Raw genomic sequence first — 22,684 nt, forward strand, 5'->3', positions numbered from 1 at the left:
GTAAACGCATCGGAGAACTGAATCAGTATACCCTGAGTCGGGGCTGCACCAAAGAGGGTCAGGGGTTGCAGGACTTCTGGCCCCTGTAGGCAGGTGTAAATAAAGCATCATTCTTGGTTGTTATGCTTCAATTCCCCATGATTTTTCAAAATACAAAGCCAGCCCTGTTACAATTAGAAAAAATGGGAAATGACAAAGTATGCATAGCCACCGTACTTCACTGAAAAGTCTTCTATTGTGTATAAGCCTGCTTTTCACTGCCTGCCAGGTCAATCATTCTCAGCAAACGCAACCCTCCCCCAGCACTGGTGAACTGAAATGGTATACCACTTGTGGCGCACCCGTCTGCGGTGCGCCCAACAGCACTCCTGGAGCCAATACCTGTGGCGATAAACAGGAAGGAATGGCCTGTAGCCAAGCAGGAGCGAGCTGTGATCTTGGCAATGATTGTCAGCAGAAACTGGTCTGTGCCAGCTCAGATCCCAAACTTCAACCCGGTGGTTGCCCGATTTCAAAGGCTGAATTCAAACACAAAATTGAAACAGTAACCCCTGCTGCACGGGCCCGTCTGGCCCAAAAACTGCAAAATTTACCCCTGGTCACCTGGCAATACCGTTTTGAACCCCAAGGCCCCCAAAGACTGGGTTTTATGATCAACAAGCACACGCCGCAGGAACTGGTCAAGCCCGATGGCAACAGTGTCGACCTCTATGGCTATCTGTCTTTGGCGGTGGCGGCGCTCCAAGAGCAGCAAAGTCAAATTCAAACTTTAGAAAACCGCATTCAGACCCTCGAAAAGCAGCTCAACCCGCCTAAATGAATATATCTGAAACGCATGGATTGAAGCAATCACACATTCCTAAAATTTTCATCCAATGACACAACTAAAGGCAAAAACTGATGCGGATTGATGCTCAGACACTAAGAGAATTAGAACTTTTCGAAGGACCAGAAGGGGGAACATCTATCTTTGATGGTTTTATACGTACTTTAACGAAAGGGGGGGAGCGTCGTCTTCGCAAGAGGTTTGAAAACCCATTGAAAACCCTTGATGAAATTCTCACGGTTCAACAAACACTACGCTTTCTCCGCCATGAACCTGAGGCCTGGCTGCCCTCTCTCTCAGGACGCCAGGAGCGTCTGATCGAAGAGTATCTATTTTCTGGCATAGAGACAGTGTCAAGCGGATGGCGTGCTCTGGCCGCTATTCAGGGATTGAAACAAACCTTTATTTATCGCCATTTTGACCAGATTGAAGTGGGTTGCCAAGAAACTTGGCGGTGCCTGAGAGATTTTCATCAACTTTGGCAACGGCATCGCCCACGTGAAAAAACGCCCTTACTAGAGAAGATTTGGGGGCAGGCAGAAATACTTTTTTCGGATCAGCAACTTCAGGCTGTTTGGAAGCCAAAGCCAAGCCTCAGTTTTGGCGATATTTTTGTTTTTGACCGCCTATTCCGGGCAAAATGTTTTAGCCAAGTCAAACAATTGATTGGACTCATTTTTGAACTGGACGCATTGACCTCTATGTCCCAAATCTGTAAGGAACTGAGACTTAATTTCCCAGAGTTTGAAAACCATTCTGAACCTCAATTGGAAATTGAAGCATTGGTACACCCGCGTTTGATTCAGGCCATTCCAAACAGTATCAAGCTCGATTCAAAGACACATTTTTTGGTTTTAACCGGCCCCAATATGGGAGGCAAAACGACCTTTCTAAAAGCTTGCGCTCTTGCTGTATATCTTGCCCACCTTGGAATGGGGGTTCCTGCTCAGAGGATGAAGCTCACATGCTTTAAGGGCCTGATGACAAGTTTGCAAAATCACGACAATCTTGAATTGGGATACAGTTATTTTTACAGCGAAGTCCGACGCGTCAAACAAGCTGCAGAACTCATTCGACAAGAAAAGCAAGTATTGGTAATCTTTGATGAACTTTTTCGCGGAACAAATTTGCAGGATGCCTTTGATGCTTCCCTCGAAATTATTCGCCGATTGAGCCTATTTCCGCAGGTTTTGTGCATACTTTCAAGCCATCTTATTGAATTGGTACCACAGATACAGAATTTGCCTGGCATGCAATTTTTCTGCTTTAAAGTCACAGTTCACAAAAACAGTTTTGACTTTGATTATCAGCTGTATCCAGGTATTTCCGAACACAAAATAGGTTTGGCGATACTCAAAAGTGAAGGCGTTCTGGAATTGCTCGAACCCTAACTAATTTTATTTGCTGTGTGATAATGCCAAAATGGTTTTCAGACCCACGTGAAAACGCACTCCGTCTTTAAATTTTGCAGACTCAGCCCGACACTCCAAGATAGCCCATCCTGCCAGGGCAAGGTAAAATAGAGAAAAATGCCCAGGAAACCAGCCATGACTTCATCTTCTTTTCAATTGCCCAAATCAGGCCGCACAAAGGCCGATCTCTTTCAGGACATGCACAAAATCAAAGAAAAGGACGTGAACTGGAAAGAGGGCAAAGTCTTCAGTCTGGTTTTTTATGCCGGAGAAGATATTCTCGAAGTGCTGAAAGAAGCCCACCAGATGTTCATGTCTGAAAACGGCTTGAACCCCGGAGCCTTTCCCAGTTTGCGCAAATTTGAAGCGGAAGTGGTCGCCATGGTGGCAGGCCTCTTGAATGGGGATTCAGAAGTGGTAGGCAATATGACCACCGGCGGAACCGAGAGCATTTTGCTGGCAGTTAAAACAGCCCGTGATTATGCCCTCAGCCGCTTTCCCGATTTAAGAGAACCCGAAATCGTTCTGCCTCTCAGTGCGCATCCTGCCTTTGAAAAAGCCTGCCATTATTTCAACCTCAAGCCCGTGCATATTCCCCTGCGGGACGACTACCGTGTTGATATTTCGGCCTTTCAACGGGCCTTGAGCAGCAAGACGGTTCTGGGCGTGGGTTCGGCCCCAGCCTATCCCCACGGTGTAATGGATCCGATTGAAGAACTTTCAGAAATTTGCCGGTCACGGGAGATTCCCTTTCACGTCGATGCCTGTGTCGGCGGGCTGATGTTGCCCTTTGTACGCAAACTGGGATATCCGATTCGTGAGTTTGATTTCCGCCTGCCCGGTGTCACCTCGATTTCAGCAGATTTACATAAATACGGCTATGCGGCCAAAGGGGCCTCGACCGTCCTTTACCGCTCAGCAGAACTCTGGCGGCATCAGTTCTATGTCTATACTGACTGGCCAGGCGGCATTTATCCCTCTCCCACCATGACCGGAACCCGTGCCGGCGGAACCATTGCCGCGGCCTGGGCTGTCATGAACTATCTGGGGGAAGAGGGCTATCTGCGCATCGCCAAAGAGGTCATGGAAGCCACCCGCTGGCTGATGCAGGAAGTGAATAAGATTGAGGGCTTACATGTGATCAGCAATCCCGAAATGAGCATTTTCGCGATTGGCTCAGAGGAATTGGATATCTATGCCGTGGGAGACGAAATGACCGTTCGGGGCTGGCATTTGGATCGCCAGCAGAATCCAGCCTGTTTGCACATGACCGTCAACCATGGCCATGTCCAGAGCACACGACAGTTTATCGCCGATTTGGAAGCTTCGGTGGCCGCAGCGCGAAAGCTGAGCTGGAGCAATGTCTCTTCAAAAGTGCAAGTCTCTTTGGTAAGAGGCCTCTCTCGCCTGCTGCCAGAAAAAGTATTCAGCCAGGTACTCTCCAAATCCAATTCGGCCGGCCCCAAAGGGGGACAGGTTCCCAAGCGAACAGCCGCCATGTATGGCATGATTGGCTCCTTGCCCAACCGGGGCGATGTGGAAGAAATGGTTCTCGACTTTATGGAAACCACCTACCGGCCCGACCCCCCTGAAGGCAAAAAAACACGTAAAAAACCCACGAAATAAACAAGGAATTTTGTAAGATGCAAATTTATCACAATCCCCGCTGCAGCAAAAGTCGTGAAACCCTAGCTCTTTTACAGGAAAAAGGTGCAAAGCCCGAAATTATTGAATACCTAAAAACACCCCCCAGCGCAAGAGAACTGGATCAGATCTGCCAAAAACTGGGAATAGAACCTCAAGCTTTGATTCGCAGCAAAGAAGCGCTTTTCAAAGAATTGGGGCTCAGTTTAAAAGATACACGCAGTCGCAACGAGTGGCTCAAAATCTTGGCGGAGCATCCCAGTTTGATCGAACGCCCAATCGTAGTGGCGGGTTCGAAAGCGGCACTGGGTCGCCCTCCTGAAAATGTACTGGACTTGATTTAAGCTTTTACTTCGGCTATCCGTTCGTTTCAGAGACGGGCACCGCCAGAAGAGTAAAACTAAAAAAATCTACTTCTTTCTGAAAATCCTGGCTTGAAAATTGTTCAGTGATAAACTCAATCAGCTCAGGTTTGGCAAACCCCTTAAAAATATGCATAAGAATGGGATAACTGAGAAAGTCTGCCTCAGGTGGATAATAGCTTGTCTCAAAGGGCTCCGTTAAACTTCGCACAAAGGGAGAATCCTTCTCAGGGAGACGGTGTTTATGAACAGCCTGCACCTGATAGCCCTGGTTTCGTAAAGCACTGTCCAGGGTTTTCAGACTAAAACGAAACAGACTTTGGGTTTGTTCCAAACTGCCACCATGGGTTTCCCAACCTTTAAGCAAAGCCACAAGCCGGGCCCAGGTCGCTATATTTTCAACAACCAGGAGAATGGGTTTTCGCCAGGAGCGAATTCTGGCCCAGGCCGCTGAAGCAAAACCCAGTTTTTCTAAGGTATGGGTAAGCAAAATGAAATCTGCAGAAGTTTGCTCTGGCAGTGGATCTGCCCAAAAGAGGCTTTCAAGACTATAATCCTGTTCCAATTGGTGTTGCAGAGGCATATCTCCCCTGTGAATCTCAGTGATACGCGAATTTACAGGAATCATTTGTCGTATCGCTGGAGCCACGCAATTTTGAAAATAATACATCTGAAGACATCGAAATACTGACTGAATCATAAGATGAAACGAAGAGCGGCGTTTAAGAGAAACAAAGGTCTCTTGGTGAAATTGAACCAACTCATCCAGACTATAATATTGATTAAGATGCAGATATTGACCTGTTTCAAGCGATTGATAGCTGAAGCTGTCCCAATTTTGATACTCAGCATCAATCAGTCCGCGCTCCTGTGCTTCAGCCCAAACAGCCGTTCCAGGCGTAGCGATCAAGGGAAAAATACCTGTCACGGGCATGATTGGACGGTTGCGATCAATAAACCAATAGGTTTTCGCCAAATCTTCACGGCTTTCAGGCGGCGCCCCAATAATAAAATACCCCCCGACATGAATTCCATATTTTCGACAAAGGTCTAGCGATTCCTGATTCCTGGCGACTGTCGATTTTTTATCTTTGAGATACCGTAAAACTGGGTCAGAACCCGCTTCAAAACCAAAAGACATGACCGCAATATTCATGCTTTTAAGAATTTGGCAATATTCCTCATCGAAAAAACTTGCTTTGGACATACAACCGAAGGTAACGCGGGTATGAAGTTTTTCAGCGCGAATTTGATCGGCGATTTCTTTAAGACGGGATTTTTTCGTCACAAAAAGATCGTCTGTAATGCGTAAATGGGTAAGATTGGGAAAGCGTCTGAGAATATCTTCAATATCCATCATGACCCTGTCTACTGAATGGTAGCGCACCAGATTGGCTGTTTTGCTGTACATGCAAAATCCACAGGTAAAAGGACATCCCCTCGAAGTTGAGAGTGCGGGCATCCAAGAAATAGTCTCATTTTCTTCGGGCCAAAAGGCTGACATCAGGGAGCGATCAGGCAAGGGCAAAGCGTCAAGGTCTGGGATGCGTTGCCCGCAAGAGGAACGCTCAAGTTGACCTGCTTCATTCCAAAAAATCAAACCCGGCAGGCTGCGAAAGGCAGTCGGATTCCATTCATTCTTCAGAAAAAGCTTGACCAGCTCTTCCATGACAAGCTCTCCCTCACCGATTACCCCCAAATCCATGCAAGAATCAAGGTTTTCAGGCAAAGAGGAGATATGGGGCCCACCCAATAAGATCGGAACTTCAGAGCCCAAGGCATTGCGAATACGTCGTGTCCCTTGCAAGGCCTGACCATAGGCATAAGTAAAGGCAGACACGCCCACCAGATCAGGTTGGCGTTGGATCAGCAAATCAGCATCGAGTTCCATAAAAATTTCTTCAATTTCAGGAAACTTCAGCTTAAGATATGCTGCAATATATCCCAAACCCAAACTGGGACCACTGTATTTGATGGTCGGATCACTGTAGCTCCCAGGCGCATAAAAGCCAATTTTCACGTTAAACTCATTACAGAACAGAATGCCTTAACTCTAGAGCAAGCAAGAGCCAGAAGACAAGCAAAGTCTGAATTTTTCAGCTGTTCAAGCGTGAATCAAAACCAACTAGCCCTTGCGTACCAAATAATGCTGAGACTCCAGTGCAGCAATCACCCCATTTTGCAGAGCTTCAATCTCTTCAGGCCCCAGGGTATGATCGGCAGCCGCAAACGTCGTCGTAAACGCCAAGCTTTTTTGATCTGCGCCCAGGTTATCCCCTCGGTAGATATCAAAGAGTTTGACCTGTTTAACCCGTTCAGGGGAAGAAGCCTTGATACAGGCCTCGACATCGGCAATCAAGGTTTTTTCAGGGCAAATCAAAGATATATCAAAGGGAACCGTAGGGTATCTCTGAACCCCAGCAAAATGGTAACCGGCCTGGGGCAGGGTCAACAGAACGGAAACATCCAGTTCCAAGAGTCCCACACCCGCTTTGATGCCAAAATTTTCTGCAATTTGGGGGTGAAGCTGAGTTAATTGGCCTATTTGGGTCTGCCCCAGAAAAATTTCAGCCGTGCGGCCAGGGTGGCTCCAAGGAGAAAGAGCATCGGCTTTTGCGGGAGGATAAACTTTCAGTTCTCCCGCCAGATTGAGTTGGGCAAGCAAATGCTCAGCCTGGCCCTTGATGGCATAGAAGGCTTGATCTGAGCCCCCTTTCCAAGCGGCATCACAGAGCAGGGCGCAAAGCGCAAAACTTTCATGTTCAAAATGCGTATTGGCCTTGGCTTCAAGCTGAAAAATACGATCCACTTCATAAATCGCAAACGCTTTCTTGAAGCGTAAATTTTCAGCTGTAATTTTGAGCATATTCGGAACCAAAGAGGTACGCATCAGGTTCTGATCAGAGGCCAGCGGATTGGCCAAAGCCAAATGCCCTTCTGACGTCAGCCCACATTGCTGCAAGAGCTTTTCACCCACAAATGCGTAATTATACACTTCACTGAAGCGCAAAGACCCAGAAAGAATCTGGCGCAAGCGCAGAATCAGCGTGTGCAGGGCACTGGGCTGAACGGGTTCAACTGGCGTGAGCGGGGCCAGCGGCGTAATATTGTCATAGCCAAAAACCCGACCGACTTCTTCGACCAAATCTTCAGGAATCGCGATATCACCCGTGGCCCGCCAGGAGGGAACACGCACCTGCAGTTGATCTTCCTGAGTTTCAACGCCAAAACCCAAACGGGTGAGAATGCCTTCAATCTGAGCTGAGGGCAGCTCTGTTCCCAGTTTGCGGTTGATCCAGCTGTAGCGGGTTTCAATCAAAGGTGTTTCATGGCTGGAACGATCGTGATCCGCCAAAGCACTCACCACCTTGGCCTGGGGACAGATCTTTTTCAGCAATTCTACAAAACGACGCACACCTGTTTCGGTCTGAACAGGATCCAAACCCTTTTCAAAGCGCATTGAGGATTCTGTGCGAATCGCCAGCTTAGCAGCCGTACGCCGCACACTGGTGGGGTGAAAATTGGCAGATTCAAGCACCATGGCTGTGGTGGAGCTATCCACTTCACTGTTGGCTCCGCCCATCACACCCGCCAAGGCCACCACCTTTTCCTGGTCGGCAATTACCAGCATATCCGAACTCAGGCTGTGTTTGCCTCCATCCAGGGCTTCAAAGGCTTCAGCTTCGGTGGCCATTCGCACCCCAATCGCGCCTTGAAGTTTGCTGCGATCAAAAGCGTGAAGGGGTTGCCCCACTTCATAGAGCACGTAATTGGTAAGGTCGACAATATTGTTGACCGATCGTGCCCCCACCGCTTCAAGACGCTCCACGAGCCAATCAGGTGAAGGGCCTACCTCAATGCCGTCTATCACCAGGGCGTTATAGCGCGGACAGAGATCGGCTGGGGCCAAAACTTCAACCGGATAAACAGGCCCGGAAGCTGGGTCTAGCACAGCCAAAGCCATGGGTTTGAGCGGTTTTTCATAGATCGCAGCGACCTCACGGGCAAAGCCATAATGCCCCCAGAGATCGGGTCGGTGGGTCAGCGATTTATTGTCGATATCAAAGACAGTATCGTTGCCATGGGCCTCACTGCCTTCGATTTCAGCAGTGGCCATGGTCAATTTCAACCCCAAAGGTTTGGGGGCATCAGGAATTTCAACGTATTCAGCAAGCCAGTGATATGAAAGTTTCATTAGAATTGCTCCAGGAACTGCAGATTTCCGCTTTGAAAATAGCGGATGTCATTGATGCCATAACGCATCATTACCAGGCGATTGAGGCCCAGACCAAAGGCAAAACCTGTATAGACTGAAGGGTCAATATCACAGGCTTTGAGAACATTGGGGTGAATCGCGCCACAGGGCAAAAGCTCCACCCAACCTTCATATTTACAGACCGGACAGCCTTCCCCGCCACAAATCAAGCAGTTAATATCCAATTCAAAACCAGGCTCCACAAAGGGAAAAAAGCCTGGCCGCAGACGCACCTTGACTTCACGCTGAAAGATTTCTTTGAGCAGTACTTTCATAACATAGATCAGGTGAGCCACGGAAATATCCTTATCCACCATCAAGCCTTCCACCTGGTAAAAGGTATTTTCGTGAGAAGCATCGGTCGCTTCATAACGAAAAACACGTCCCGGTGAAATACCGCGCAAAGGCGGAGTTTGCCCCTGCATGGCACGGATCTGGATCGATGAGGTATGCGTACGCAAGAGACGGCCATTGGTCAGCCAGAAAGTATCCTGCATATCTCGGGCCGGGTGATCGGCAGGAATATTCAGGGCTTCAAAATTGTGATAGTCATCTTCGAGTTGGGGGCCATCAAAAACCTGAAAGCCCATGGAACGGAAAATCGTTTCAATTTCGTATTGGATTTGCGTAATTGGATGCAGGTGTCCTTGCGGAGGTTGTATCCCCGGTGCGGTGACATCGATCCATTCTTTTTGATCTAGATCTGTAAACTTATTGGCTTTGAGTTGATGTTTGCGGGACTCGAGGGCCTCCTCCACGGCCTGTTTGAGGGCATTCACCAACTGTCCAGCCACAGATTTTTCTTCGGCACTGAGCTTGGCCATTTCCTGAAAAAAGGCCCGCACAGCTCCTTTTTTGCCCAGGTAATGAATACGCAAGGCTTCAAGGGTGGCTTCATCGGAAGCCGATGTAATTTCGGCAAGGGCTTGGGTTTGAAGGGTGTTGATCTGTTCTTTCATAGGGGGGTATTTTACCATGAGTCGCCTAAGATACGTGAAAATGAAACCCACTCAAGCGTGAAGACCTGAAGATGCCTGAAATAAAATATCCAGTTCATCGTTTGTTTCACGGTCGGGTAGAGCCTGTAAAACCCAAAATACTTAAGCCCAGGTTATTTTTTTTCTAACTTTAGCTTTAAACAGGCAATATTCAAACCTGTTTTTGCGATGAAATGATTATTCCAATAGCGTAGGAGATTTTCACATGAAAGTATTTGCCCGTTTACTTCCCCTGGCCCTCTTAACTGCCTGTGCAGGTCAAACCCTTCCTCCGGCCATGACCCAAGCAGCCCTCAACCCCAGTTTAAATCGCTTTTCTACCCCAGCCTTGCGCAGTTTCAGTGCGGGCACCAGCCAACGCAAATTTCCCCACGGCCTGGGATTGAACCTGCAAGGCAGTCAGCCCATGCGTGAAGATGGTCAAACCTTCTCTATTATGGCCAATCGCCCCCAAGTGGTCGATTTGCGCCCAGGATTTTCTCCCATTTATAACCAAGGGGCCACCAATGCCTGCGTCGGATTTTCTTCAATCGGAGGCTTCGGTGAATACTTCGCCCGCAAACGCGGTTGGAATATGCGTTTTTCTCCCCGTTTTCTCTGGAATATGGGTCGCAAAATGGAAGGCACCCTGGCCGAAAACACCGGCATGATGATTTCTGATGCCCAACGCATTCTGGATGCCTATGGCATGATGCCTGATCAATCCTTCCCCTTCCCTGTGCTCGATCCTGAACAGAATCCTGCCCTTTTCAACCAGTTGCTGACAGAGCAACCCAATAGTGCTCAAATTGCAGAAGCCAAGAAATTCAGATTTTCTCAAGGTTGGAAGCAAATCAATACGGTTTCAGCCATGCGTACGGCACTGGCCGATGGCAAACCCGTCGTCTTTGGGATTGCTGTTTTCAGAAGCATTGGCATGACAGGCCCCGACGGTCTGATTCCCAATCCGGGTCCCAACGATGAGTTCTTGGGCGGACACGCAGTGGTGGCAGTGGGTTATGACAATACCCGCAAGGTCTTTATTATTCGCAATTCCTGGGGCCAGGAGTGGGGAGACAAAGGCTACGGCTATCTCTCCTACGATTTCTTCCGTTCTGTTTTGAAAGTTGCTCCGGCCTACGCTGGCTTTACTGTCAAATAAATTACAGCTACTGAAAAATTCAATACCAAGAGGCTCTTTCGGGGGCCTCTTGATGTATGCATCTAAATCTAAACTATTCTCCTGATTTCAGAAACAGAAACTGCTCCACGCAAAACAAATCAGCAGGTTGCTCAACCGATTATGAATACTAATTTAGTGGGTTCTTTATGCTTGAACCTGCTCAATCAAAGCTGAGCTTTAAAAAGCGAAAAAGTTGAGCGATGATTTACAATTCAAGTTCAGCAAGGGCCTTCAAGCTATTTAAACGCTCTCCCAAACGGGTGTTTCGGCGGCGCAGCCGATCATTTCTGACCGCAAGCTCCACCGCCTGCGGATCCCCCAAAAGGATCAACAGGCGTTTGGCGCGGGTCATGCCTGTATAGAGCAGGTTGCGCTGCAACATGACATGGTGCTGACGGGTCAAGACCATGACCACCACAGAGAATTCAGCCCCCTGGGCCTTGTGAATGGTCAAAGCATAGGCCAAATCCAGTTCCTGCAAATGCTCGTCTTCTAAGATTAAAGTCTTGTCGGCAAAGGCCACTTCCAGTTGCCTGTTCTCAGCATCCAGGCTAAGAATCTTGCCCAAATCCCCATTAAAAATTTCCTGATCATAGTTATTTTTAAGTTGAATCACCCGGTCACCCGGTCGAAAGACATGGTTGCCCAGTTTTAATTCGGGTTTTTCAGCAGCGGGGGGATTCAAAGCCTCCTGGAGCACAAGATTGAGAGCTTGGGTACCGATTGGCCCCCTGCGCATGGGGCACAGCACCTGCAGATCATCGAGGGCATGACCAGCTGCGGGCAAACGGCGCGAAACCAAATCCTGCAATTGGGCGAGTGTCTCCTCAGGAAACTGGGTAGGAATAAAAAATGCATCTTCCTCACGGTGACGTCCTGCTGGTGGCAGGAGCACAGGCGCTTCGCCATGGTTGACCCTGTGGGCATTGCTGACAATTCGACTGGCCTGGGCCTGGCGATAAATTTCTGTCAAATGCACTGAAGGCACTCCCCCAGAGCCAATCAATTCAGCCAATACAGCCCCAGGCCCCACAGAGGGCAATTGATCGGCATCGCCAATCAGAATCAGACGGGTTTGATCCGTGAGGGCCTGAAGCAAATCCGCAAAGAGTTCCATATCCACCATCGAAACTTCATCCAAGAGAATCAAATCGGTACTGAGTGGATTGCTGGCGTCGCGCTGAAAACTGCGACTGTGGGGGTCAAACTCAAGCAATCGGTGAAGCGTTAAGGCCTCTTCTCCCGTCACCTCACTGAGACGTCGGGCCGCTCTTCCGGTGGGAGAAGCCAATTTAAACCTGCGCTTGTGGTCCTGAAACCAGGCGAGGATCGCCTTACTCACAGTGGTTTTTCCGGTTCCAGGCCCCCCTGTTAAAATAAAGACCTTGTTTTGAATCGCCTCACGAATGGCTAATTTCTGGCCTTCAGCAAACTGCATCTGATGGGTTTGTTCGTAGGTCTGCACCCAAGTTTCAAAGGCCTCTGGCTCGAGGGGTTCTGGATGGGCCAAAAGCGCCATGAGTCGCTCAGCACTTTCCTGTTCGGCCTCACCATATTTCATTAGGTAAATATCATACAGTGGTTTTTGACCCGCTTCTGTTTTGCGGGGCTCAGGCCAAAGTTCGCGTTTTTCCATCAGCAAATCAAGCGCTGGCACCAAAGCGACCGGTTTGACACGCAACAAACGTTCACCACTTGCGATCAGGTTTTCAAGTGGAAGATAGAGATGCCCCTCTCGACTGGCCTGGTGTAGTAAATGCTTCAGCCCGGCCTGAACCCGTTCGGGCTGCTCGGGTTGCCAGGGAAGCCCCTGTCTTTCAGCCAGATTCTTGGCGAAGGCATCCGCCTTTTCAAAGCCAAGGCCCCAAAAACGACTCAAATCATAGGGGCGGGTCTGTAAAAAATTGAGCGTTCCGGCTCCGTACTCTTTAAACAGACGGGGGCCCAAGCTCGCAGAGAGACCATGGGCCTGTAGAAACTGCACGATCGGATGCAGACCCCGGTGCGCTTGCCAGCTCTGCATAATCTGTTCGCGTTTGCGCGTACCAATCGAAGGCACTTCTTCCAGTCGCTCGGGTTGAAGATCCAAAATCATCAAGGTCTCTTCGCCAAAATGGCGCACGATTTTATGGGCCGTTGCGGGCCCAATGCCTTTGATCAAGCCCGTTGCCAAGAAATCCTCAATGCCCTCAGAGCTGGTGGGCATGACGGTCTCATAAAACTGAACCTTGAATTGTTTGCCAAAACGGGGGTGGCGAATCCATTGTCCTTGAAAGCGCAGCAGATCTTTTTCTTTGACCAGGGGCATTTCACCCACCACGGTGACCACCACCTGGGTCTCCAAATCTTTGCATTGCAGCACGGTATACCCCGATTCTGGAGATTGAAAACTGATCTCCCGAACCCGGCCCTCAAAAGTATGGAGAGTAGCAGATGAGACTGGGGACATGGTATTCACTATAGCGAAAAACAGCAGGCTGTACAACGCTGTATGCAGAGAAAGACGGGCAGAATTTTCTCAGGTATACTGATGCAACAAATAGCAAGCTCAAGAAGCGAAATTTTTCAATGAGGAAACGTCCCCAATGGCCGGAAGCAGTCTATTAGCTCTGATTGATGATATTGCCACGATTCTGGATGACGTGGCCGCCATGACCAAGGTCGCAGCCCAAAAAACAGCAGGCGTTTTGGGAGATGATCTGGCTCTGAACGCAGAACAAGTGGCAGGTGTACGTGCAGAACGCGAACTGCCTGTGGTCTGGGCTGTTGGGGTCGGCTCACTCAAAAACAAAATTGTCCTGATCCCCCTTGCGCTTTTGATCAGCGCCTTCGCTCCCTGGGCCGTCACCCCCCTGCTGATGTTGGGAGGTGCCTATCTTTGCTACGAAGGTGTTGAAAAACTTGCACATAAATTTTTACACAGCGCAGAAGAAGACGCCGCGCATGAAGCTGAATTGGCCGAAGCACTTGAAGATCCCCAAGTGGATCTGGCTGCACTCGAAAAAGAAAAAATCAAAGGGGCCATTCGCACCGATTTTATTCTTTCAGCTGAAATCATTACGATTGCACTGGGAACCGTTGCCACAGCCCCATTTATGAGCCGTCTGCTCGTCTTGTCAGGGGTCGGCTTCTTGATGACGATTGGCGTCTACGGGATTGTCGCTGGCATCGTTAAACTCGATGATATCGGGCTCTATCTCTGCAAAGACACCCCCAAGGGGCCTGCCCCGGCGTTTAACCGCATGATCGGCAAAGGCTTGGTTCTGGCAGCCCCCCGCCTGATGAAACTTCTTGCGATTTTGGGAACCATTGCCATGTTTACGGTCGGGGGCGGAATCCTGACCCATGGGATTCACAGTGTACATGACTGGATTCATGCCTTTGCGCATGGAACTCATGAGATTCCCCAAATTGGACATTTCCTTGAAGGGCTGTTGCCAACGGTTCTGGATGCCCTTTTTGGTATTGTGGCTGGCATTGTGGTTCTGCTTGCGGTTACTGGCCTGAGCAAAATCAAAGCAGCAGGCAAAGCAAAACCGTCCCAGAGCTAAGCCAAGCCAGTTCACAGCCTGAAGCCCCGTTTCAAAGCTCTCGGGTATAATAGGGATATTGAAAGTGAATTGAGGAGTTGCCCATGACAGAAGATTTGCGTGCAAAACTTGGCCCTTTAGCTGCTCTTGCCGGCGTATGGGAAGGCAGCAAGGGAGACGATATTGCCCCCAGTGATGACCGTGGCATCGAAAACAATAAATACCGTGAGCATCTTGTACTTGAACCCTTTGGCCCCGTCGACAACCATGAACAGCAACTCTATGGCCTGCGCTATACCACCATGGCCTGGCGTCTTGAAGCACAGGATTCTTTCCACGATGAAGTGGGCTATTGGCTTTGGGATCCTGCCGAGAAACAGGTCATGCGCTGTTTTATCGTTCCCCGTGGCGTGACCGTTCTGGCTGGGGGCACAGTGGAGCCCGATGCCAAAGCTTTTAAACTCAGTGCCGAGCTGGGTTCCGAAACCTATGGTATCTGTTCCAATCGCTTTCTCGATCGCGAATTTAAAACCCTTCGCTATGATTTAAGCGTGACCGTTCATGAAGATGGCAGTTTCAGCTACCTTGAAGACACCCAAATGAAAATGAAAGGCCGTGATGAAATTTTTCATCATACCGATCAAAACACCCTGAAAAAAATCAGTGACTGAATCCTTCTCTTTTCGCCTGATGGAAGATCAGGCGAAAATTCTCAAGCATTACCAGGGGGGCCACTGTGCTGTTCTGGCAGCTCCAGGGGCGGGTAAAACCACCTTGATTTCCCATTTGGTGGCCGATTGGGTACAAAACAAAAAAATTCCTGCCCGCCGAATTCTGGTCTTGACCTTTACCGAAAGTGCGGCAAGCGAATTTGAAACCCGCACCCAAAATCTCTTGCAGGGGCAAATTGCCCAGCCTGTATTTTCAACGATTCACGCCTTTTGCAATAAAATCTTAAGGCAGCTGCATTCTGCCTATAGCCAGAGGGAAGTCTTAACCGAAGAGCGCAAATATGCGCTGGTTGAAGAAATTCTGGCCCAACTGCATTTGGGGCACTCTCAACTGGACTATGTGCGCATGACCGCAGATATTCTCTTGCCCCGCTATCGCCACAAACCTTTCAGAAAACCCATTCATGCCCTTGAAGAAGTCGGGGATCTGACAGGGGTTCCCAGTGAACACCAGGAATTGCTTTTTTATCTGCCACAAATTTTAGAAAAATATCAAATTTTACTCGCCGAAGCACAGTTCATTGATTACGATATGATGATCACAGAAACCCACAGACTGCTGCTCGAACATCCCTTTGCGCTTCAACATTTGCAGGTGCGTTATCCCTGGATTATTGAAGACGAAGCTCAGGATTCAAATCCTACGCAAAGTGCAGTGCTTGAACTTTTAGCTGGAGAAAAGGGCAATCTTTTGCGCGTGGGTGACCCCAATCAAAGCATTTATGGTTTCAATGGCGCAGACTATCGCCGTCTGACTCAATTTGCCGAGCGCTCAACAAGTTTTCCCATGGGGCAGAGCAACCGCTCCTCAGCCCCTTTGATGGCCCTCGCCAATGCCTATTTGAAGCACTATGCTCAAGCCTTTCCTTCGCAGGTTGAAATTCGGGCTGGCCTTAAGAATCCTGAGCCAGGCTGGATATGGATCAAAGAGTATCCCAGCCTCAACAAAGAAATTACGGCCCTTGCACAGGCTTGCCAAACCCTTCTGGAGCAAAACCAAACCCTGGCCATTCTCTGCCGCACCAATCTGAGCTGTGTCTGGCTTCAGCAGGAACTCAGTCAGGCCCAATTGCCCCTTCAACTACACAATGAAAGTCTGGGACATTTTTTTCGCTCTCCGCTGATTCATGTCTTGCGGGATCTGTTCAAATACCTCTTAAAACCTGATGATTTTCCCAACCTGCAACAATTTCTCTGTGGCTGGGGTTATCCCCGAGCAGCCTTGAATGCACTTTTTGCAAATCACAGTGTACGGGAAGGACTTGAGGCCTTGGCCCAGGGCAGCCTCTATACCCCTGAGTTGGAGCGCGAAAGTTGGCAAAGCTTGCAGCGCTTGGCACAGGATCTTTTATACCTGATTCACCATCTGCATTATCCTGTCTCCTATCTCTTGGAATGGATCGCTGGCCATCTGCTTTCAGAGAACCGGGACCAATTTCAAATAAGACTCTTGCATCAACTCTGGCTCAAAACCCGTTGGAACAGCTCGGCACAATCACTTGAAGCATTTTTACATTGGTTAGAAAAAACGGGCCTGCGTAAAATTCGACAGATCATGGCCCCTCAAGAAGAAGAGGCGCAACTGACAGCCCCTGGCAAGGTTCATTTATTAACCGTCCACCGCGCCAAGGGCCTCGAATGGGATGCTGTCCTCATGCCCCTTTTCCAATTTGGTCAGCCCTTCAGCTCGCAGGATCAGGAATTGCGAACCCTGCTGGCGGCACTTCAGGAGGGCCTTCCCTACCAAGCGATGTTGGATACGCTCGCCCTCGAAGAAGAAACAGAAAGTATCCGCTTGGTCTATGTCGCACTCACCCGCGCGAGGCGTTTTCTGATGCTAAGTTGCAGCCGCGAACGTAAGCCAGAAGCCGGGCTGTGGCAAGCTCCAGCCTCGCCCCTGTTTCAAAGCCTGCGTAACTGGTATACAATGCACAAAGCGGATTCAGACCAATCTTAATTCGTACCCAACCTTGCGGAGGTGATCTTCATGAGTCAGACAGAAGCAGATATTCCTGCAGATGCAGAGCGAAAACGCCTTCGTTGCCGGTATTGCCACAAGAATAATGCCTATTGGGATAATCATGATAAGGCCCCCAACTGCCGGCGTTGTAAACTTCCCCTTTCTGAAGAACCGCATTTAAAATGGCAGTTTGTGGATCCCGATGCCTATGCCCATCCACTCGATCGCCAGGCCCTTCAAGCCCTGCGTCAGATCCCCGGCATCGATATGATCTTGAAAAAACTTTTGGCCCTGACCGTTGAGCGCATGATACGTGTAGCGTGCAATGCCAACAGTCTTCAAGTGGGGCCCGATCAATTCCCTGATTTGGATGCAAAACTTGAGGTTGTCTGTCAAACCCTCAATGTGAGAAAACCAAAACTCTATGTTTCTGTCACCGATAATTTTGGTGGCATCGCCATGAATGCCGAGACTTCTGGCACTGAAGATCCCTTTATCATCATTTATGCCGGACTTTTGGAGCGCTTAAGTGATGAAGAATTACTGGCCGTTTTGGCCCATGAAGTCGGCCATATCCACTGCCAACACCTGCTCTACCGCGCTGCGGCGATTACCTTGCTGCTGATCACCCAAGGTGTTTTAAATGCGGCTGGAATTGGCGCTATTTTAGGCACAATTGGCATGCCGATCCAAATGGCACTTCTCATGTGGAGCCAAAAAGCAGAACTAAGCTGTGATCGGGCTGCCTTACTGGTAACCCAAAACCCCCGTGTGGTCATGAGCGCACTCATGAAATTGGCAGGGGGAAGCCTCAAGGGAGAAGCCAATCTGGATGCCTTTATCAAACAAGCCAAAGAATTTGAACGCGCCTATGAAGAGGATTTTCTGGATAAGTTTTGGACTCTGATGCTTGCCAGCCGTTCCACCCATCCCTTTCCCGTCTGGAGAATATCTGAAATTATCAAATGGACCGAAGATCTTTCGCCCAAAAGCTACCAGGCCTTGCTGCGGTCTGAAAAACAAATTCTTCCCCCTGAGCCCTGAACCCAGTAAACTGGCGTATGCTTAAACATTCGATCGAAAATCCTGAGCGCATTCAAAGCGCATTGACGGGCTGTCTTTTGGGCACTGCTTTAGGCGATGCACTGGGCTTGCCAAGCGAAGGCCTCTCCTATCGGCGCCAACATGCCATGTTTCCTGACCTGGAGCACTATCATTTTATTTTTCGCCGTGGCATGTTCTCAGATGATACGGAACATCTGACCTTGGTGGCCCAGGCCTTGATTGGTGCCCAAGGCAACCCAGCCGTATTTGCACGCAAGCTTTCCTGGAAACTGCGCTTTTGGCTCTTGGGCTTGCCAGCTGGCATTGGGCTCTCCACCCTGCAGGGAATCATCAGACTCTGGTTGGGAATCAGCCCGCTTGAATCCGGTGTTTTTTCAGCGGGAAACGGCCCCGCCATGCGCGCCTCGCTTTTGGGAATCTTATTTTTAGAAGAACCCGATGTTTTAAAACACTATAATCGGATCTCAACCCGCATGACCCATACCGATCCCCGTGCCGAATTTGGCGCCTTGGTATTGGCAGTGGCAGCAGGCATGGCCGCGCGTTCAGATCATGTGGAGCCCAGAGAATTTTATCAGCAAATCCGCCAGATTTTGCCTGAAGAAGCCCATGATTTACTCTTGCTGATGGAGCAAGCGGTTCGCAATTTCGAAGCACGCAAAACCCTGTCTGAATTTTTAGCCGGACTCAAATGTGAAAATGGAATTTCTGGCTATATCTATCACACAGTCCCCGCCGTAATTTATACTTGGTTTAAAAACCAGGGCAATTTTCGCCGGGGGGTCAGCGATATCATCCGATGTGGCGGTGATACAGATACCACAGGCGCACTCTTGGGGGGAATCATTGGCGCACAGATCGGCCATGAAAAGCTGCCCTCAGAACTTTTGAAACGACTTTGGGAATGGCCCCGCAATGTTGAATGGATTCAAGCGCTGGGTGAACGTCTGGGGCAAACCTGTCTGCTGGGAGAACCCCAACCTGAACTGCCACTCAATTGGCCAGGAGTCTTGTTGCGCAATTTCGTTTTTCTCTTGATCGTGATTATTCACGGTTTTAGAAGGTTTTTACCCCCCTATAAATAGCTTTCTGACTTTACGTCTAAATTGTAAGAAAGCTACAATAGAAGAATCTGGATCAAGCAAAATCGAGGAATCATCTATGCGTTATGCTCATCTGCCCCTGAAGACCGCCCTCAGTCTCCTGCTCATCAGCAGCATGGCGGCTTGCCAAATTCCAGTAAATGGCCCCATAGCCACTGGCCAGATGGTGTTTAAATTTCAACTGCCTGAGCAGGCCCAACACAATTTCGCCATTCAGGCCATCCCCCCTGAAACGCTCAGCTTTGAAATTCAGATTTCTGGAGCCGGGCTCTCTGAAGCCAAAATAGTCAAAGTAGCTTTCACAGCCAAAGAATCACAAGTTTCCCACACTGTCACAGATCTCCCCACGGGGGCCAAGACCGTCAAGATTCTGGCTTATGATCAAAACAAAACCTTGGCTACTGCCACTCAAGACGTAGAAATAACCGCCTCACAAACCACACAGGCGATCTTTGAACTCAAATCAAATCTTCACGATCTTGATTTGAAATTGCCCCAAAATCCCCCCATCGAAATTCAAACCGAAATGAAAATTTCAGGGGATGGCTATTTAAGTAGCGCAACGCTGAAGGGTAAGTTTTTACCAGGCAACAATACTCTCAATTTCAAAGATATCCCCGCAGGCAACCAAAAACTCAGTTTGACATTCAGTCTTCAATTAACGGGTCGCACCCTCACCTCCTCGCCTTTGGAACGTGATCTGAAGGGCAATTCAGGCGAAACCAGCACCCTTTCGCTCAGTTTGAATCAGATTGCCAATGCCTTTATTCCTAGCCTGCTGGCCATCAACCCTGCTGAATTGAAAAGTCTGATCAATGAAATTCCTGAAGAATTAATGGCCGTTCTGCGCGCCAACGCGGCTTTGGCAGCCCTGCTCAATACCCAGCCCAGTGCCAGCCCCACGCCTCAATCCAGTGCAACACCCAGTGCCCAACCCAGCCCTGAGCCCACTCCGACCCCCACGCCTCAACCCCGCGCCTTGAATCTTGAAGTGATAGACGGCCGTGTGATTTTCCGATCGATTCAAATCTTGAAGGAAAATGTAGAAACTCTGGTCGGTGCAACCGCAGACAGAGATGTGGTTCTGCTTCGCCCGGATGTTTCTATTCAGGTTGCAGAAGGTCAGGTCATGCATGCTGCCGCCATTCGCTTGAGCTATAATGGCCCCGACAAGCCAGAAGTCAGTTTGCAGATCAGAAGCTTGGATATTCCCGACCTGCCTGTGAACTCGAAGGTTTTCCCCAGCCAGCTCACCACCAAAGGGATTTTGCCGAACCGCTACAATGCCTTGCTCTTCCTGCTACAGGAAGATGGCACGCCACCCACACTCACCCCAGCGGGTCGCTACCGCCTGACCATTACGGTCAAAGCCAATGGGGGCAAAATTGAAAAGCAGGCCAGCTTCGAAGTCAATGTCACCCCCACAGCACCTTAAGGTTTTAAATCCTTTAAAGCCTCTTGTGCTTTGGCATAATCAGGCTTGAGCGCCAAAGCCCGACTGAATTCAGATCGGGCTTTGTCTATTTGATTGCTCTTTTGATAATAGACGCCCAGATTATAATGCACCACTGCATTCTGGGGCTCTAAAGCCAAGGCTTTCTGAAGATAACTCAGGGCTTTTTCTCGATTGCCAAGAATCAGAAAATTCTGGCCGATATCATTATAAACAGCGGCAGAGCCCTGCCCTTTCTGCTCTTGGGCCAGGAGATAGAGCAGGCGATAGTTTGCCAGGATTTCATTGTCTTTGGCATAGCCTGGAGCCCCTTGCATAAAGGCTGTGAAATGAACCAAGGCCCCACTGAAATCATTTTTCTGATAGAGAATATCCGCCATTTCACGCTGGGCAAAGGCGCGGGTCAGATCCATGATCGCCTGATTGGCAATCACTGCCTGATAGGTTTGATAAGCCAAATCCAATTGATTCGCACGCTTATAGGTATCGGCCTTGAGTTTTAAAACAATTCCATAGCTGATCTTGGCTTCTGAAGTGTCGGTCAAAAGATGGTATTTTTCAGCCAACTCAAATTCTTGAATGGCTTCATCATAGCGTTTCAAGCGCAAATACACGGTGCCTGCGGTTTGGTAAACATGCCCATTTAAAGGAGCCTCCTCACGGGCCAGCTTAAACGTCGCTTCAAAAGCTGGAATATCTTTAAACTGCTGCTGGTAAATTTCCATCAGCAAAATCCGGGCATAAATTAAATTGGGCTGAAGTTTCAAGGCTTTTAAGCATTGCGCCAGGGCCTTGTCTTTGTCAATAAAGCGCAGAGAATTAGCACTGAGATAGAGCAAAATCGGATTGTCTGGGTCTATTGCCTCAATCCGTTCAAGATATTTCTTCGCGGCAGGCAGATCTCCTTTTATCAAGTTGAAAGAAGAAAGCAACATCAACACAGGCACATTGTCAGGACGCTTTTCAAGCGCCTGCTCTAAAAGCCGGAAAGCGGGTGAGAGGTCGGTTGAAGGCTCGGCAATAAATTTATACACGTATTGAGAAGCCAGGGTCATTTTGATCAGGGGGTCATCAAAATCTGCTCCCAACTCTTTCATTTCGGCCTGCATCGACTCGAACATTGAAGGGCTGAATTTATTGAAATCAGGATGCCTTAAGCCCAAATACCAAATGATATTCTTACTTGAGTTCTCAATTTCAACCGATTTTTTCGCATCCGCCAGGGCCTCTTCATTCCGGTTCAAGGCATTTAAAGCCTTGGCACGCGCACGCCAAGCAACTGAAAGATCCGGTTGGAGTTTCAAGGCCTGATCCGCACAGCGCAGTGCCTCTGGCCCGTCCTCCTGATGATTTGTCTGGCTCCACTGCCCTTTCAATTGAGCCCGGCTTGCAAGCGATTCCGCCAAACCCGCCCAAGCCAAAGCATAATTGGGATCTTCCTGAATTGCAGCCCGATAATTCTGAATCGCTTCGCTCAGGGTTTGCTCTCCCACCAAAAAATCTTCTCGCTCTTTGGCCTTCAAATAATACTCCTGGGCCTTGGTTGAACGGGTCGCGGCGATAGAAGATTTCATCTTCTGAATTTCATCGGCTTTGCGCTCTACCTGAAGCTTATCCACCAATTGGTCAGCCAGGTTCTGCTGCAATTCAAAGAGTTGTTCAAAACTCCCTTGGACTTGGGTCAGCGTTGAAGCATCAATCTCGCCCGTCTGCACCCGAATCAATCTTGCATTGACTTGAATTCTGCTGCCCACTTTCTGAAAGGAGCCCGTGACCATATAGTCTGCGCCCACCAACTTGCCAATTTGCGGCGCTTTATCAGGATCTGCCATCAAGGTCTGCATAAAGGCCTGTTCTTTGATCACCTGGGCCAATTCCGCACGCTCAACCAATTGCAAGGACTTTACCCGGCCCAAGCCCATCAAAAGACTTTCTGAAAAACTATCCCGCAACCAATTATCTGCTGCCTGTTGGGTCAAATTGCGAAAGGGCAATATCATCACACGTCGCTCATGGTCTGCGGCCTGTACCCCAGGAGCAAAAAAAGCTGTCAAACTAAGTGAAAGCAAAAGACCTGTCAGTGATTTCTTTTTCATCGTTTTATCCAAGTTTTCAATCGACTTTTTTCAAGTATACTCCTTCTGGAAAGCCCCAAAAGATAAATACACTCAGGCTTAAAACTG

Annotated in this window: 16 protein-coding genes; 11 read left to right on the top strand and 5 right to left on the bottom strand. The window is 49.0% G+C overall.

What is annotated here, in order from left to right; genetic code table 11:
• The first annotated feature begins 235 nt into the window (after nt 1–235).
• From COW20_01310 to arsC, 4 genes are all read left to right on the top strand, one after another.
• Nucleotides 236–820, top strand: a complete 585-nt coding sequence (locus COW20_01310; GenBank protein ID PIW50887.1) for a hypothetical protein — start codon at nt 236–238, stop codon at nt 818–820.
• Nucleotides 821–900: 80 nt separating this feature from the next.
• Nucleotides 901–2,217 carry a hypothetical protein gene (locus COW20_01315; protein PIW50888.1) on the top strand — a complete coding sequence of 439 codons (1,317 nt, stop codon included), beginning with the start codon at nt 901–903 and terminating at the stop codon, nt 2,215–2,217.
• Nucleotides 2,218–2,355: 138 nt separating this feature from the next.
• The gene (locus COW20_01320) at nt 2,356–3,864 is read left to right on the top strand and encodes an aspartate aminotransferase family protein (GenBank protein ID PIW50889.1); all 1,509 of its coding nucleotides are present in this window, start codon (nt 2,356–2,358) and stop codon (nt 3,862–3,864) included.
• A 17-nt stretch (nt 3,865–3,881) separates the two neighbouring features.
• The gene (gene arsC, locus COW20_01325; protein PIW50890.1) at nt 3,882–4,226 is read left to right on the top strand and encodes an arsenate reductase (glutaredoxin); all 345 of its coding nucleotides are present in this window, start codon (nt 3,882–3,884) and stop codon (nt 4,224–4,226) included.
• 13 nt (nt 4,227–4,239) lie between these two features.
• Here arsC and COW20_01330 read toward each other — a convergent pair whose 3' ends face one another.
• The 3 genes from COW20_01330 to COW20_01340 form a co-directional block, all read right to left on the bottom strand.
• Nucleotides 4,240–6,264: a hypothetical protein gene (locus tag COW20_01330; GenBank protein PIW50891.1), complete on the bottom strand. Its 2,025-nt coding sequence runs from the start codon at nt 6,262–6,264 to the stop codon at nt 4,240–4,242.
• A gap of 105 nt (nt 6,265–6,369) precedes the next feature.
• Nucleotides 6,370–8,439, bottom strand: a complete 2,070-nt coding sequence (gene pheT, locus COW20_01335; GenBank protein PIW50892.1) for a phenylalanine--tRNA ligase subunit beta — start codon at nt 8,437–8,439, stop codon at nt 6,370–6,372.
• A complete protein-coding gene (locus COW20_01340; GenBank protein ID PIW50893.1) occupies nt 8,439–9,458 on the bottom strand; it encodes a phenylalanine--tRNA ligase subunit alpha in 1,020 nt (339 codons plus the stop codon). Before COW20_01340 ends, pheT begins: the two co-directional genes overlap by 1 nt.
• Nucleotides 9,459–9,702: 244 nt before the next feature.
• On the opposite strand from COW20_01340, the gene COW20_01345 reads away from it, so the two are divergent.
• Nucleotides 9,703–10,638, top strand: a complete 936-nt coding sequence (locus tag COW20_01345) for a hypothetical protein (GenBank protein PIW50894.1) — start codon at nt 9,703–9,705, stop codon at nt 10,636–10,638.
• Nucleotides 10,639–10,864: 226 nt separating this feature from the next.
• On the opposite strand, the gene COW20_01350 is transcribed toward COW20_01345, so the two are convergent.
• A complete protein-coding gene (locus COW20_01350; protein ID PIW50895.1) occupies nt 10,865–13,108 on the bottom strand; it encodes an ATP-dependent RecD-like DNA helicase in 2,244 nt (747 codons plus the stop codon).
• 136 nt (nt 13,109–13,244) lie between these two features.
• On the opposite strand from COW20_01350, the gene COW20_01355 reads away from it, so the two are divergent.
• From COW20_01355 to COW20_01380, 6 genes are all read left to right on the top strand, one after another.
• Nucleotides 13,245–14,210 carry a DUF808 domain-containing protein gene (locus tag COW20_01355; protein PIW50896.1) on the top strand — a complete coding sequence of 322 codons (966 nt, stop codon included), beginning with the start codon at nt 13,245–13,247 and terminating at the stop codon, nt 14,208–14,210.
• An 83-nt stretch (nt 14,211–14,293) separates the two neighbouring features.
• On the top strand, nt 14,294–14,860 hold the full coding sequence (locus COW20_01360; protein PIW50897.1) for an FABP family protein: 567 nt from the start codon (nt 14,294–14,296) through the stop codon (nt 14,858–14,860).
• Entirely contained in the window at nt 14,853–16,877 is a 2,025-nt protein-coding gene (locus COW20_01365; protein ID PIW50898.1) for a hypothetical protein, read from the top strand. The genes COW20_01360 and COW20_01365 overlap by 8 nt, the downstream gene beginning before the upstream one ends.
• A 30-nt stretch (nt 16,878–16,907) precedes the next feature.
• Nucleotides 16,908–17,924, top strand: coding sequence for a peptidase M48 (locus COW20_01370; protein PIW50899.1), 1,017 nt, complete (start codon nt 16,908–16,910; stop codon nt 17,922–17,924).
• Between the two features lie 17 nt (nt 17,925–17,941).
• Complete coding sequence (locus tag COW20_01375; protein PIW50900.1) at nt 17,942–19,030, top strand: dinitrogenase reductase; 1,089 nt, start codon at nt 17,942–17,944, stop codon at nt 19,028–19,030.
• A gap of 76 nt (nt 19,031–19,106) precedes the next feature.
• The gene (locus tag COW20_01380; GenBank protein ID PIW50901.1) at nt 19,107–20,483 is read left to right on the top strand and encodes a hypothetical protein; all 1,377 of its coding nucleotides are present in this window, start codon (nt 19,107–19,109) and stop codon (nt 20,481–20,483) included.
• Here the strand turns inward: COW20_01380 and COW20_01385 are convergent.
• Nucleotides 20,480–22,609 carry a hypothetical protein gene (locus tag COW20_01385; protein ID PIW50902.1) on the bottom strand — a complete coding sequence of 710 codons (2,130 nt, stop codon included), beginning with the start codon at nt 22,607–22,609 and terminating at the stop codon, nt 20,480–20,482. The two genes, COW20_01380 and COW20_01385, sit on opposite strands and share 4 nt — an antisense overlap.
• Nucleotides 22,610–22,684: the final 75 nt, after the last annotated feature.

The sequence above is a fragment of the bacterium (Candidatus Blackallbacteria) CG13_big_fil_rev_8_21_14_2_50_49_14 genome, assembly GCA_002783405.1.
Lineage (GTDB): Bacteria > Cyanobacteriota > Sericytochromatia > UBA7694 > UBA7694.

Bases quoted from the DNA above. Each gene is read 5' to 3' on its own strand.
- COW20_01340 (PIW50893.1), bottom strand. From the start codon at position 9,458: ATGAAAGAACAGATCAACACCCTTCAAACCCAAGCCCTTGCCGAAATT.
- pheT (PIW50892.1), bottom strand. From the start codon at position 8,439: ATGAAACTTTCATATCACTGGCTTGCTGAATACGTTGAAATTCCTGAT.
- COW20_01315 (PIW50888.1), top strand. From the start codon at position 901: ATGCGGATTGATGCTCAGACACTAAGAGAATTAGAACTTTTCGAAGGA.
- COW20_01345 (PIW50894.1), top strand. From the start codon at position 9,703: ATGAAAGTATTTGCCCGTTTACTTCCCCTGGCCCTCTTAACTGCCTGT.
- COW20_01380 (PIW50901.1), top strand. From the start codon at position 19,107: ATGCGTTATGCTCATCTGCCCCTGAAGACCGCCCTCAGTCTCCTGCTC.
- COW20_01360 (PIW50897.1), top strand. From the start codon at position 14,294: ATGACAGAAGATTTGCGTGCAAAACTTGGCCCTTTAGCTGCTCTTGCC.
- COW20_01370 (PIW50899.1), top strand. From the start codon at position 16,908: ATGAGTCAGACAGAAGCAGATATTCCTGCAGATGCAGAGCGAAAACGC.
- arsC (PIW50890.1), top strand. From the start codon at position 3,882: ATGCAAATTTATCACAATCCCCGCTGCAGCAAAAGTCGTGAAACCCTA.
- COW20_01375 (PIW50900.1), top strand. From the start codon at position 17,942: ATGCTTAAACATTCGATCGAAAATCCTGAGCGCATTCAAAGCGCATTG.
- COW20_01320 (PIW50889.1), top strand. From the start codon at position 2,356: ATGCCCAGGAAACCAGCCATGACTTCATCTTCTTTTCAATTGCCCAAA.
- COW20_01355 (PIW50896.1), top strand. From the start codon at position 13,245: ATGGCCGGAAGCAGTCTATTAGCTCTGATTGATGATATTGCCACGATT.
- COW20_01350 (PIW50895.1), bottom strand. From the start codon at position 13,108: ATGTCCCCAGTCTCATCTGCTACTCTCCATACTTTTGAGGGCCGGGTT.